Raw genomic sequence first — 13,623 nt, 5'->3', positions numbered from 1 at the left:
GTGGGAAACATGTGTGACAGGCGGGCCCCCGGGGGCCGCAGATGCTCCGGTGGCAGGCGATCGGACCCGCTCCGCACGTCGACCCGTCGGGGCATAAGGCGGGGGACCGGGGCGTTGACCGCAGCAGGTCCGCCAGCAGCGGCCCTCGGCGTGCCGGGCGGGTGTCCGCACAGGTTGTCGGGGCGTGCGGCTACGCTCGCTGCGGCGTGCCCGTGCCGGACCGACCGCCGACGGCGCGGGGCAGCACATCGCCGAGACCGGGGAGTACGACCAGTTGACCGCAGAGCCTGACACCCTGTACGGGGCCGACGACCTCACGCACCTTGAGGGGCTGGACGCCGTCCGCAAGCGACCCGGCATGTACATCGGCTCCACCGACAGCCGTGGCGTGGGTCACCTCGTCAACGAGATCCTCGACAACTCCACCGACGAGGGAGTCGCCGGGCACGCCAAGAAGATCGAGGTCACCCTGCACGCGGACGGTTCCGTGCAGGTCGACGACGACGGTCGGGGCATCCCCACCGACGTGCACGCCCGCTCCGGCATCTCCGGCGTCGAACTCGTGCTCACCCGGCTGCACGCCGGCGGCAAGTTCGGCGGTTCCGGCTACAAGACCTCCGGCGGCCTGCACGGCGTCGGCGCCTCGGCGGTCAACGCGCTGTCGCGCCGATTCGACGTGACGGTGCGCCGCAGCGGCAAGGTCCACGCCATGTCGTTCCGGCACGGCGTACCGGGCATCTTCGACGGTGACGGCCCGGACGCGCCGTTCACCCCCGGCCCCGGCCTCCAGGTCGTCGGCGCGGTCAAGCGCGGCCAGCGCACCGGCACCTCGATCCGCTACTGGTACGACCCCCGCTACTTCGAGACGGGCGCGACGCTCGACCACGACGCCGTCCGGGCCAAGCTGCGGCACACCGCCTTCCTGGTCCCCGGCGTCAGCTACACGCTGCACGACCGCACCGCGGAACAGCCCACCGAGGAGCGTTTCCACTACCCCAACGGCCTCACCGACATGGTGGAGTTCCTCGCCCCGGCCGGCGACCGGCCCGTCTCCGGCACCCTGCTGGTCACCGGCGAGGGGACGTACCGGGAGAACGCCGCCGACGCCAACGGCGTCATGCAGTCCAACGTGCAGCGCCGGGCCGAGGTGGAGATCGCCTTCCGCTGGGGCACCGGCTACGAACGCACCGTCGAGTGCTTCACCAACACCATCCGCAACGCCCACGGCGGCACCCACCGCAAGGGCTTCGAGCGGGCGCTGGCGCGTACCCTCGCCGACGCCGTGCGCAACACCCGTGGCCTGCTCAAGGCCAAGGAGGACGCGCCCACCCTCGACGACGTCCTGGAGGGCATGACCGCGGTGGTGCACGTCCGGGTGCCCGAACCGCAGTTCACCTCCCAGACCAAGGACGAACTCTCCACCGCCGGCATCACCAAGGTCGTGCAGGGCCTGGTCGAGCAGCACGTCAAGTCCTGGTTGGACGACCGCCGGACGAAGACCGAGGCGCGCACCGTCCTCCAGAAGATCGTGGACGCGGCGCGGGTACGGCTCACCCAGAAGCAGCAGAAGGACGCCGCCCGCCGCAAGACCGCCCTCGAAGGCGCGGCCATGCCCGCCAAACTCGTCGACTGCCGCGCGTCAGGCATCGACAGGAGTGAGCTGTTCATCGTCGAGGGGGACAGCGCCCTCGGGACAGGCCGACTTGCCCGATCTGCCGAATATCAGGCGCTTCTTCCGATTCGCGGCAAGATCCTGAACGTGCAGAAGGCCAACCTTCAGCAGGTGCTCGACAACGCCGAGTGCGCGGCGATCGTGCAGGTGCTCGGTGCCGGCTCCGGGCGCACCTTCGACCTGTCGGCGCTGCGTTACGGCCGGGTGCTCATCATGGCCGACGCCGACGTCGACGGCGCCCACATCCGGACGTTGCTCATCACCCTCTTCGCCCGGTACATGCGACCGCTGATCGAGGCGGGCCGGCTCTACGCCGCCATGCCGCCGCTGCACAAGATCACCACCAAGGGTCGCAACCCGGAGACTGTCTACACCTACACGCAGGCGGAGATGGAGTCGACGGTGCGCCGGTTCGAGAAGGCCGGCAAGCAGATCGTCACCCCGGTGCCGCGGTTCAAGGGGCTCGGCGAGATGGACGCCGACGAGTTGTGGGAGACCACCATGAATCCGGCCACCCGTGCGGTACGCCGGATCACCCTGGACGACGTCGAGGCCGCCGAGCGGATCCTCGAACTGCTGATGGGGGAGAAGGTCGAGCCGCGCCGCAACTGGCTGATCGACTCCGCCGACCGGGTCGACCGTGACGCCATCGACGCCTGACCATCGGGTCTCTCGGAAGGAAAGCTGAGCCATGGCACGCCGCAAGGAGACGAAGGTCGACCACTCCGCGTTCGACCGGGCCGGCGCGCGGATCATCGACAACCCGCTGACCACCGAGGTGTCCGACTCCTACCTGGAGTACGCCTTCTCGGTCATCCACTCCCGGGCGCTGCCGGACGCGCGCGACGGCCTCAAGCCGGTGCACCGACGCATCCTCTGGTCGATGTACGAGCAGGGCCACCGCCCGGACCGGGCACACGTGAAGTCCGCCCGGATCGTCGGGGACGCAATGGGTAAGTACCATCCGCACGGCGACACCGCGATCTACGACGCGATGGTTCGGATGGCTCAGGCGTTTTCGCTGAACGTGCCGCTCATCGATGGGCATGGAAACTTCGGATCTCCGGACGATGGCCCGGCAGCGGCGCGTTACACCGAGGCTCGGATGTCGCGGGAGGCGATGCTGCTCGTCGGTGAGCTGGGCGAGGACACCGTCGACGTCGAGCCCAACTACGACGGCTCGCTGACCCAGCCCACCGTGCTGCCGGCCGCCTTCCCGAATCTGCTGGTCAACGGGGCCGCCGGGATCGCGGTCGGGATGGCGACCAACATGATTCCGCACAACCTGGGCGAGGTCGTGTCGGCCGCCCGGTGGTTGATCCGGCACCCGAACGCCACCCTCGACAAGCTGATGGAGTTCGTGCCCGGTCCCGACCTGCCCACCGGCGGACTGCTGCTCGGCCTCGACGAGGTGCGCCGGGCGTACGAGACGGGCCGTGGCGTGGTGCGGATGCGCGGCAAGGTGGAGATCGGGCCGCTGGAGGGCAGCCGGGGCCGGCAGGCCATCACCGTGGTCGAGTTGCCGTACGGCGTGGGCGCGGAGAAGGTCATTGCGGCCATCACCAACGAGGTGACCAAGACCAAGCGGCTGACCGGGATCGCCGACGTCAAGGACCTCACCGACCGGGAGAGCGGCACCCGGCTGGTCATCGAGTGCAAGGTCGGCGTCAATCCGCAGGCCCTGCTCGCCGACCTCTACCGGCTGACCCCGCTGGAGCAGTCCTTCGGCGTGAACAACCTGGTGCTGGTCGACGGGCAGCCGCGCACCCTCGGGCTCAAGGAACTGCTGGAGGTGTTCCTGGCCCACCGCTACGAGGTGGTCACCCGGCGCAGCGCGTACCGCAAGCGTAAGCGGGAGGAGCGGCTGCACCTGGTCGACGGTCTGCTCATCGCCCTGCTCGACATCGACAAGGTGGTGAAGCTGATCCGGGGCAGCGAGGACGCCCAGGCGGCCCGGAGCGGCCTGATGCGCCAGTTCAAGCTCTCCGAGATCCAGGCGAACTACATCCTGGACACTCCGCTGCGCCGGCTGACCAAGTACGACCGGTTGGAGCTGGAGGCCGAGCAGCAGAAGTTGCGGGCCGAGATCGCCGAGCTGTCGACCATCCTCGACGACGAGAACGTGCTGAAGAAGGTCGTCTCCGACGAGTTGGCCGCCGTGGTCAAGCAGTTCGCCGTGCCCCGGCGGACGACGCTGGTCGACGGCGACCTCAAGGAGGTGCTGGCCGCGTCGGTGCCCGCCGGTCCGTTGGAGGTGGCCGACGACCCGTGCCAGGTGATCCTGTCGGCGACCGGGCTGGTCGCCCGCACGGCTGCCGAGTCGGAGGAGGCCGCCGAGGGGCGTCGCCGGCACGGGCGGGTCAAGCACGACGCGGTACGCGCCGTGGTGCACTCCACGGCCCGGGGTCGGGTGCTGCTGGTGACCAGCGCGGGCCGGGCGTTCAAGGTGGACGTGCTGCCGCTGCCGGTGTTGCCGGAGCAGGCCGGCACGGTGTCGTTGCGCGGTGGGATGTCGGCCGCCGAGCTGGTGCCGCTGGAGCCGGGGGAGACGGTTGTCGGCCTGGCACCGCTGGGTGCCGCCGCCGAGGGGTCGCCGGGCCTGGCGCTCGGTACCCGGTCGGGGGTGGTGAAGGTGTGTGCCCCGGACTGGCCGGTGCGGTCGGACGAGTTCGAGGTGATCGGGCTACGCGACGGCGACGAGGTGGTCGGCGCGACCTGGCTGACCGACGGCGCCGAGACCCTCGCCTTCCTGACCAGTGCGGCCTCGTTGCTGCGGTTCCCCGCCGGGACGGTTCGCCCGCAGGGGCTCAAGGGCGGCGGGATGGCCGGCATCGCCCTGCCGGCCGGGGCTCGGGTGGTGTTCTTCGGCGCGGTCCGTACCGACGATCCGGAGCACGGTGAGCCGATGGTGGTGACCTCGACCGGGGCGACGGTGAAGATGACGCCGCTGTCCGCGTACCCGGCGAAGGGGCGGGCGACCGGCGGGGTGCGTGCCCATCGGTTCCTCAAGGGTGAGACCGACGTGGTGGTCGGTTGGGTCGGTCCCCGGCCGGTGGGGTCGACGGCGAACGGTGAGGCGGTGGAGCTGCCGGCGGCTGATCCGCGCCGCGACGGTTCCGGCTTCGCCGTCATGCTCGGTCCGGCCGTGGTGGGCCACCAGATCGACCGAAAGTAGGTAGCGGCTCCGCGACTGTGGCCGTGCCGGACACCAGTCCGGCACGGCCTTCATTCATCGACGTCTGTCATTGACGTATGACGTATTACGACGATACGTTGGGCCTTGCTCGCTGGTGGCCCGACGTGTCGACACCACCATCCACAACGTCGGTGCCTGCGACAACGCGCGTCCTTTCCGATCGTGCGTGGTCCTAGTCGAAGGAGTGGATCAATGATTGGTGAGGTTCGTCCCGCCTCTCCTCCCGGGCGTCGACGACGGTCGGTCGTGGCCGCTGTCGGCGCGGCGGTCCTGGCGGCCGGCAGCCTGGTCGCGGTCAACGCGGCACCTGCGGCGGCGGCGACGGTGGACACCAACGCCTGGTACGTGCTGGTCAACCGCAACAGCGGCAAGGCGCTGGACGTGTACGGTCTGGCCACCAACGACGGCGCGCGGATCAGCCAGTGGACCCGCAACAACGGTGCCAACCAGCAGTGGCAGTTCGTGGACTCCGGCGGCGGTTTCTACCGGCTGAGGTCGCGGCATTCCGGCAAGGTCCTGGACGTGTCGAACGCGTCGACCGCCGACGGTGCCGCGATCGTGCAGTGGTCCGACCACAACGGCACGAACCAGCAGTTCCGGTTGGCCGACTCCGACGGTGGCCACGTCCGGCTGATCAACCGGAACAGCAACAAGGCGGTGGACGTGCAGGTGCCTCGACCTCGGACGGGGCGAACGTCATCCAGTATGCCGACGGCAACGGCGCCAACCAGCAGTGGCAGCTGCTCCCCGTCGGCGGTGGCGGTCCCACGCCACCACCGACCGGTGAGCCGGGGGCCGGGTGCGGCAGGACTCCGACGCTGGGCAACGGCACGCACACGATCCAGAGCGGCGGCAAGAGTCGCAGCTTCATCCTGCGGATCCCCGCCAACTACAACAGCAACACCCGCTACCGGTTGATGTTCGCGTTCCACTGGTTGGGTGGCACCTCGGGCGACGTCGCGTACGGCGGAGCCGACGGGGCCGCCTGGGCCTACTACGGCCAGCAGGAGCAGTCGAACAACAGCGCGATCCTGGTCGCGCCCCAAGGCATCGGCAACGGCTGGGCCAACTCCGGCGGCGAGGACGTGACCTTCGTCGACGACATGATCCGCCGGATCGAGAGTGACCTCTGCGTCAACACCGCGCAGCGCTTCGCCCTCGGGTTCAGCTACGGCGGGGCGATGAGCTATGCCCTCGCCTGTGCCCGGGCGAACGTCTTCCGGGCCGTCGCGGTCTACGGCGCTCCCCGGGAACTGAGCGGCTGCAGCGGCGGAACCCAGCCGGTCGCGTACTTCGGCATTCACGGCATCTCCGACAACATCACCAGCGGGCGGTCGCTGCGCGACCGGTTCGTCCGCAACAACGGCTGCACGCCGCAGAACCCGCCCGAGCCGGCCGCGGGCAGCCGGACGCACATCACCACCGTCTACTCGGGATGCCGGGCCGGCTATCCGGTGCAGTGGGGCGCGTTCGACGGCGGTCACACCCCCGGTCCGGTCGACGGCGGCGGCGACAGCGGCGCCCGTACCTGGACCAAGGGCGAGGTCTGGCGCTTCTTCGCGCAGTTCTAGTCCGCGTTTCATGCCTGGGCCGGGCCCGTCCCCGTCGATCCGGCGGGGGCGGGCCGCCCTGTTGCCCACACACCGGGCGGGCCGTGCTCAGGCGACGCCGGAGGGGCGGAACTGGACGCTGACCCGGGGGCCGACCGGGCGGGCGGTCTTGGGTATGGCGTGTTCCCAGGTGCGCTGGCAGGAGCCGCCCATCACCACCAGGTCGCCGTGCCCGAGCGGGAAGCGCAGGCTGGTGCCACCGCCGCGCGGGCGGAGCAGCAGGTGTCGGGGCGAGCCGAAGGAGACGATGGCGACCATGGTGTCGGTGTGGGCGGAGCGGCCCTGCGTGTCGCCGTGCCAGGCGACGCTGTCGCGGCCGTCGCGGTAGAGGCACATGCCGGCGGTGACGAACGGTTCGCCCAGCTCGTCGGCGTAGTGGCGGGTCAACGCCGTGCGCGCGGCGGTCAGCACCGGATGCGGCAGTGGCCGGCCGGCGCCGTACCAGCAGAGCAGGCGGGGCACGTCGACCTCGGCGTCGTACATCGTCCGTCGCTCGGCCCGCCACGGCACCTCCCGCAGCAGCACGTCGAGCACCTGGTCCGAGCCCTGCACCCAGCCGGGCAGGTGGTCGACCCAGGCGCCTCGGCTGAGCGGGTGCCGGCGCGGCTGCCCGGCCAACGGGCCGAGGGCGGGCTCGGCGTCGGTGACCTCCAGCATCGACGGCTGGTACGCGGTCTGCGACATCCTCCCACCCTAACAGCATGTTTAGTACATCTGTGCGACCGTCCTCGCTGCTGGCGACGGCGGGCGCCGCAGTGTGGCCGACCTTGCGCCGTCGCTCGCACTGTTCTATAACAGAGGATAACAGTTATAGAACAGAGGTGGTCGACATGAACGCTCTCGCGGTGCGCGACTCGACAACCGCGCCGGTGGCCGGCCGGTTCGGGCGCCACGGTGGCCGGTTCGTACCCGAGCCGCTGATACCCGCGTGCGAGGAGGTCGAGGCGGCCTTCGCCGAGGCGTGGGCGGATCCGGGCTTCCGGGGCGGCCTGGCCCGGCTGCTGGCGATGTACGCGGGACGGCCGACACCGCTGAGCCCGGCGGTGCGGTTGTCGGCCGAACTCGGCGTGACGGTGCTGCTCAAGCGGGAGGATCTCGCGCACACCGGCTCCCACAAGATCAACAATGTGCTGGGGCAGGCGTTGCTGGCCCGCCGGATGGGCAAGCGACGACTGATCGCCGAGACCGGCGCGGGGATGCACGGCGTCGCCACCGCCACCGCCGGCGCCCTGCTGGGCCTGCCGGTGACCGTCTTCATGGGCGAGCGTGACGTCGAGCGGCAGGCGCACAACGTCTTCCGGATGCGGCTGCTCGGTGCCGAGGTCGTCCCGGTGCGGTCCGGCAGCCGAACGCTCAAGGACGCCACCAGTGAGGCGATGCGTCACTGGGTGGGCGTGACCGACGACGCCTACTACTGCGTGGGCTCGGTGATCGGGCCGCACCCGTACCCGTGGATGGTCCGCGAGCTACAGGCGGTCATCGGGGAGGAGGCGCGACACCAGTGCGCCGGGCAGCTGTCGACCGGCACACCGGACCACGTCGTCGCCTGTGTCGGCGGTGGCTCCAACGCCGCCGGCACCTTCGCCGGGTTCGTCGACACGCCCGCCCGGCTCGTGGGGGTCGAGGCGGCGGGCGGGGCGGGTGCCGCCCTGGGCGAGATCGGCGTTCTGCACGGATTCCAGTCGCTGTTCCTCCAGGACGAGGAGGGCCAGATCCGCGAGGCCCGGTCGGTCGCCGCGGGCCTGGACTACCCGGGCGTCGGGCCGGAGCACGCCCACCTGCGCGACCTCGGCCGCGCCGAGTACGTCACGGCCACCGACGAGGAGGCGCTGGCGGCGGCGGTACGACTGGCCCGGGCCGAGGGCATCGTCCCGGCCATCGAGTCGGCGCACGCGCTCGCCTGGGTGATCCGTGCCGCCGGGACCGCCGAACTGCCGGCGGGCAGCAGTGTGCTCGTCACGCTCTCCGGGCGCGGCGACAAGGACATCGCGACACTCATGACGTACCTGGCCGCTGAGGAGACGGAATGACCACGTTGGAGACCCGGCTGCGGCTGCGACGGGACCGTGGGCGCAAGCTGCTCATGCCGTACCTCACCGGCGGCGTGACCCCGGACTGGACCGACCACCTGCGCGCCCTGGCCGATGCCGGGGCGGACGCCATCGAGGTCGGCATCCCCTTCTCCGACCCCACCCTCGACGGCGTCACCATCCAGGAGGCCTCCGACACCGCGCTCGCCCGTGGCGCCACCACCGGTGGCGTACTCGCCGACCTGTCGAGGAGCCGGATCGACGTGCCGGTCGTCGTCAGCACGTACGCCAATCTCGTGGTGCGACGCGGCGCGGGCCGGTTCTGTCGGAGTCTCGCCGAGGCCGGCGTCCGCGGTCTGATCGTGCCGGACCTGCCGCTGGAGGAGGTCGCCTCGACCGGTGCGGCGGCGAGTGCCGCGAACGTCGATCTCGCGTTGCTGGCGTCACCCGCCACGCCACCGCGGCGGCTCCGGGAGGTCGCCGAACGGAGCCGGGGCTTCATCTACGCGGTCTCCCTGATGGGCACCACGGGCGAACGGGAGCAGCTCGCCGCCTCGGCCGCCGGCCTGGCGCGGCGCCTGCGGGGCGTCACCGACCGGCCCGTATTCTTGGGGTTCGGCATCTCGACGCCGGCGCAGGCAGCCGAGGCGGCGCGGGACGCCGACGGCGTGATCGTCGGCGCCGCGCTGATGCGGCGCCTGCTCGACGGTGCCGATCCGGCGGCGATCGGTGGGTTCGTCGGGTCGCTGCGCGCGGCGCTGGACGGCGTGCCGGCGCAGACCGGAGGTTAGGAGGCGGGGCGGCGCATGGCTACCGGGCAGGACGCGCCCGTGGCGCGGTACCGCACCATCGCCGCGGACCTCGCCGCCAGGATCCGCGCCGGAGAGTACCCGCCGGGTGCGGCACTTCCGTCGCAGCGCGACCTCAGCGCCGCCTACGGTGTCACGCTGATGACGCTCCGCCAGGCGTTGCGGCAGTTGAGCGACGAGGGGCTCATCGACCAGCAGCCCGGCCGCGGCACCTTCGTGTCCCCACCGCATCTGGCGTACCGGCTCGGCTCGCTGCGTAGCTTCGCCGACGACCTGCGGGACCAGGGCCACGAGGTGCGAACCACCGTGGTCGGCCGCGCGGTGCGCCGTCTGCCCGCGCGGGTCGCCGCGACGCTGCGCGCCCCCACGACGGAATCCGGGCTGCGGCTGGAGCGGGTCCGCGCGTTCGCCGGTCGCCGTGCGGTGCACCAGGTCTCGTGGGTACGCGCGTCGCACGCCGACGGGCTGCGCGCGGTGGACTTCACCGTGACCTCGCTGTACGAGGCGCTCGCGGCCGGCGGCGTCTCGGTGACCCGGGCGACCGAGACGATCCGGCCCGGCCTTCTCGACGCCGCACTGGCCCTGCACCTCGACGACGCGCCGGGCGCCGCCGTGCTGGTCAGCGACCGGACCACCTACACGGTGGACGGCACCGCCATCGTCGCCGACCGGGCGACGATTCTCGGCAGCATGATGGAGATCAACACCGACCGTGCTGCGCGGGGCCTGTCACTGCACTGGGGAGCGTCCCGCGCCGACGTGTCGTAGCGCGTCCAGCACCGCGTCGACCACCCGCTCCCGCCCGCGCCCGTCCACCGCGGCCCAGGCGCGGGCGGACAGGGACGCCCGTCCTGCCCCGTCGGCCAGCAGCCCCGCCAGGGTGTGCGCGGCAGCTCGGGCCGCCTCCGCCTCGCCGGCCAACGCGGACAGCTCACCGAGCCCGGCGGCCAGGCCGGCCGCCACCACCCGGTGGTACGACTCGCGCTGGTTGTCCACCACACAGACCAGCGCCGACGGTGCGCCGAGGCAGCACAGTTCCCAGGTGGAGGTGCCGGCCGCGCTGACCACCAGATCCGCCGCGGCGATCAGGGCGGGCAGCGTACCGGTGGGTGGCACCGGGAGCAGCGTCTGCCCCGGTCCCGGCGTCAACCGGGCCATCCGGGCGGCCACCTCGGGCCGGCCGACGACGACGGTGAGTTCCATCGGCCGGCCGGTGGAGAGCAGCACCTCGGTCAGCACCGGGGCCGCGTCGGCCGCGTCGGTGCCGCCGAAGAAGGCCAGCACCGAGGGGGGATCGACCGCCGCCGCCGGGCGGGGGGCCACCGGCCGGGCGGCCAGGACACCCTCGCGCAGCAGGGCGTACCCGCTCCCGGCGAGCAGCCGGCCGGCCGGCACCGCCAGGTCGGTGGCGAAGTTCTGGTCGAGGTAGAGGTCGGCGTCCTGCCCCCGGGTGTCCCCGTCGACGATGGCCAGCGTCAGCACCCCGGCGGCACGCAGCGCGCCCGCTCCGGCCGGATCCAGCTCGTACGAGTCGAGGACCAGCACGTCGAGGTGGTGCCGGCGGGCCGTGGCGACCAGCTCGTCCGGGGTCTCCGGACCGGGGTGCAGCGGGATGCCCCGGGCGGTCAGCTGGTCGGCCGCCCAGCCGACGCCGTCGACGGTGCCGAAGACCTCGACGGTGGCACCCCGGGCCTGGAACTCCTCGCCGAGGGCGAGACAACGGACCAGGTGACCGACGCCGCGCAGCGGCCCGGCGTCACAGCGCAGCCCGACCCGTAGCGTGCTCAGCGCTCCTCCAACCGCTTCTGCCGCACGTCGGCGTTGAGCGCGCGCAGCTCCGGCTGGCCGTCCAGCCAGTCGGCGAGCTTGGCCAGCGGCACGCTGACGTCGCCGAAGTGGTCGGCCACCGCGCGGACCAGCTCCCAGTCGCGGTCGGTGTCGAGGGTGAGTCGCAGCTGCGAGCGATCGGGCGTGAGGGTCACGCCGAGCACCCGGAACAGCTCCGGATGCGCGTACGCGTACGAGGTGACGTGCACCCGGTGGTGCTCGGTGGCCAGCCGGTCGACGGTGCGCAGCGCCGCCGCCCGGATGATCTCCACGTCCAGACCCCGGGGCAGGGTGCGGGCGATCGACGTGCTGGCGTAGTCCAGCCCCGGCACGGCGCGGTACACCGAGGCGACCAGCGTGACGATCTCCGGGTCCAGCAGCGGACAGTCGGCGGTGAACCGCATGACCGCGTCGGCGGGATGGGCGTCGAGGGCACCGACGAAGCGGGTCAGTACGTCGTCGACCGGACCCCGGTGCCAGGCGACGCCGAGCCGGTCACACTCGGCGACCACCGCGTCGTCGCTGGCGTCGGTGCTGGTCGCCACCACCAGGTCGGCGAGCACGCCGCTGTCCTGGGCGGCCCGGACCACCCGGCCGAGGACGCTGCGTCCGGCCAGTGGACGCAGCACCTTGCCGGGCAGCCGGGACGAGCCCATCCGCGCCTGCACGACGCCGACGATGCGGTCGGTCACGGCTGTCCTCCCTGCTCGACGTCAGTCGGTCGCTTCGGGGCGATGGCGGTGCGGGCGCGGCGTTTGGCGGCTCGGGCGCCGCGCTTGGCCATCCGGGCCGGGGTGAGGGCCAGCCGTCCCACCTTGTAGCTCAGCGAACCGCTCAGCAGGTTGATCTTCGCTTCGGCTCGGCGCAGGGCGCGTTCCCGCGAGGTGAGCAGGTTCTCGGTCCAGCTGAGCAGTGCGGCCAGCCGGCTGTTCTCCTCCCGCTGCCGCAGCCACGCCTCGCGCAGCTGCTGGTAGCTGCGCGGACCCGGCGGAGGGTCGGTCGGGGTGACCGCCTGGGGCTCGGTGTCCAGGTCGACCCGGCCGGCGGCGTCCAGCCCGCGTAGCGCGGCGGAGACCGCGGCCTCCGTCTCCACGGCGGCGTCGACGACAGCCCGGTCGAAGTCCCGTCCGGCGACGCCGCCGAGCACCACGGCCAGCCCCGCCACGTCCAGCGTGGACGTCCACGGGTGGGCGTACCCGCCGGTGAGCAGTTCGGCGGCGAAGCGCCACAGGGTCCGGGCCAGCACCACGTCGACCGGCAACGGTGCGGCGGCCCGCCAGCTCGGGTCGAGCACCGCCCAGCGGTCCCCGTCGACGACCAGGTTGTCCGCCCCGGCCAGGGCCACCGCCCCGGCGAGCCGCCCCTGCTCGGCCTGGCCGGCCAGCCAGTCTGCGTATCCGCCGAGCAGGCTGCGCAGCAGCGCGGTGTCGCGGCGCAGGCAGCCGTCCAGCAGCAGGCTGCGCAGCAGTCGCCCGTCGGGCACCGGGCCGTCGAGGGCGTCCGGGTCGCGGTAGGCCGCCTCCCGGCTGGCGTACGGCGCGGGAGCGGTTCCGCCGCGACCACCGCCGTCGGGCCGGCGCCAGCACCAGCCCTCTGGCCCGTCCAGCACCTCGACCACGGAACCGGCCGACGCGCCGCCCACCAGCGCCACCGGCAGCCCGTCGGTCGCGACGGTGCCGGTCGGCTCGTCGGTCGCGTCGGGCCGGGCCGGGCGGTGGGCGAGGACCAGCCAGGACGGGGCGAGGTCGGCGGCCCGGCCGGCGTGCAGGGCGTCCACGGCCAGCCGGGCCGGATCGGCGAGGACGAACCGGCCGGCGTAACCCTCGGTGCAGGCGGCGTGCAGCACCGCGTCGAACAGCCCGCTGGTGGTGCGCCCGGCCAACTGGTCGACGGCGAGCAGCGCGGTGGTCAGGTCGGGACGCGGGTACCCGGCGTAGCAGGCGCCGGCCCGCAGTCCGGCTGCGGTCAGGCGCCGACGTGCCTGCTCCAGGCTGGCGGGCCGGGCGGCGTCGAGCACCCCGCCGACGCTCCACTCGGCGTCGTCGCGGCCGGCGTACCAGCTCTCGGCGGCGACCAGGCGGTGCACGCCGAGCGGGTTGTCCAGGCGCAGCAGCAGGTGGCCGCCGGGACGTACGGCCGCCGCGAGGCGGGCCAGGAGCCCGTCCCAGCCGAGCCGGTGACCCTCGACCGACTCGATCGCGTCCAGTCCGGCACCGGCGATCACCAGGTCGTACTCCTCGCCCGCCGGCAGTCCGTGCGGGCCGGCGACCAGCACCCGGTCCACCCGGCCGGCGACCAGCGCCGCGTCCGGATAGCCGCGCAGCAGGCAGGTGAGCCGGGCGTGGGCCAGCGCGTCGAGCAGCGCCGGGCTGTGCGCGCCGGCCAGCAGCACCCGCGCGCCGGCCGGCACCAGGCGGGCGGCCAGCGTCGCGAGGGGAGCGTCGCCGACCTCGTCCGGCCGGTCGGACCAGGCGAGCAT

10 protein-coding genes and 2 pseudogenes are annotated in these 13,623 nt (G+C 72.7%); 8 read left to right on the top strand and 4 right to left on the bottom strand.

Annotated features, from left to right (window positions below; translation table 11 throughout):
* The first annotated feature begins 274 nt into the window (after window positions 1–274).
* The 4 genes and pseudogenes from SM447_RS08685 to SM447_RS08670 all read left to right on the top strand — a co-directional run.
* Window positions 275–2,332, top strand: coding sequence for a DNA gyrase/topoisomerase IV subunit B (locus tag SM447_RS08685; protein WP_474572382.1), 2,058 nt, complete (start codon window positions 275–277; stop codon window positions 2,330–2,332).
* Window positions 2,333–2,363: 31 nt separating this feature from the next.
* Complete coding sequence (locus tag SM447_RS08680) at window positions 2,364–4,847, top strand: DNA gyrase/topoisomerase IV subunit A (protein WP_474572211.1); 2,484 nt, start codon at window positions 2,364–2,366, stop codon at window positions 4,845–4,847.
* 240 nt (window positions 4,848–5,087) lie between these two features.
* Window positions 5,088–5,686, top strand: a pseudogene (locus tag SM447_RS08675) (RICIN domain-containing protein); the annotation flags it as partial.
* Window positions 5,687–6,436 (top strand): annotated as a pseudogene (locus SM447_RS08670) (CE1 family esterase); the annotation flags it as partial.
* Window positions 6,437–6,526: 90 nt separating this feature from the next.
* Here the strand turns inward: SM447_RS08670 and SM447_RS08665 are convergent.
* A complete protein-coding gene (locus tag SM447_RS08665) occupies window positions 6,527–7,162 on the bottom strand; it encodes an alpha-ketoglutarate-dependent dioxygenase AlkB (protein WP_474572210.1) in 636 nt (211 codons plus the stop codon).
* 146 nt (window positions 7,163–7,308) lie between these two features.
* On the opposite strand from SM447_RS08665, the gene trpB reads away from it, so the two are divergent.
* The 3 genes from trpB to SM447_RS08650 are packed head-to-tail and all read left to right on the top strand — an operon-like array spanning window position 7,309 to window position 10,085.
* A complete protein-coding gene (gene trpB / locus SM447_RS08660; protein ID WP_474572209.1) occupies window positions 7,309–8,508 on the top strand; it encodes a tryptophan synthase subunit beta in 1,200 nt (399 codons plus the stop codon).
* Entirely contained in the window at window positions 8,505–9,299 is a 795-nt protein-coding gene (gene trpA / locus SM447_RS08655; RefSeq protein ID WP_474572208.1) for a tryptophan synthase subunit alpha, read from the top strand. The genes trpB and trpA overlap by 4 nt, the downstream gene beginning before the upstream one ends.
* A gap of 15 nt (window positions 9,300–9,314) precedes the next feature.
* Window positions 9,315–10,085, top strand: a complete 771-nt coding sequence (locus SM447_RS08650; protein WP_474572207.1) for a GntR family transcriptional regulator — start codon at window positions 9,315–9,317, stop codon at window positions 10,083–10,085.
* Here SM447_RS08650 and SM447_RS08645 read toward each other — a convergent pair.
* Window positions 10,047–10,946 (bottom strand): spore coat protein, encoded by a 900-nt coding sequence (locus tag SM447_RS08645; protein WP_474572381.1) that lies wholly within the window; start codon window positions 10,944–10,946, stop codon window positions 10,047–10,049. The two genes, SM447_RS08650 and SM447_RS08645, sit on opposite strands and share 39 nt — an antisense overlap.
* Between SM447_RS08645 and SM447_RS08640 the strand changes: the two genes are divergently transcribed.
* Complete coding sequence (locus SM447_RS08640; RefSeq protein ID WP_474572206.1) at window positions 10,869–11,096, top strand: hypothetical protein; 228 nt, start codon at window positions 10,869–10,871, stop codon at window positions 11,094–11,096. The genes SM447_RS08645 and SM447_RS08640 overlap by 78 nt on opposite strands.
* Before the next feature lie 5 nt (window positions 11,097–11,101).
* On the opposite strand, the gene SM447_RS08635 is transcribed toward SM447_RS08640, so the two are convergent.
* The gene (locus SM447_RS08635; RefSeq protein WP_474572205.1) at window positions 11,102–11,836 is read right to left on the bottom strand and encodes a cytidylyltransferase domain-containing protein; all 735 of its coding nucleotides are present in this window, start codon (window positions 11,834–11,836) and stop codon (window positions 11,102–11,104) included.
* Window positions 11,833–13,623, bottom strand: a complete 1,791-nt coding sequence (locus SM447_RS08630) for a class I SAM-dependent methyltransferase (protein WP_474572380.1) — start codon at window positions 13,621–13,623, stop codon at window positions 11,833–11,835. Before SM447_RS08630 ends, SM447_RS08635 begins: the two co-directional genes overlap by 4 nt.

The organism is Micromonospora aridisoli, assembly GCF_056150025.1.
This window is presented reverse-complemented; position numbering and strand designations above follow the sequence as displayed.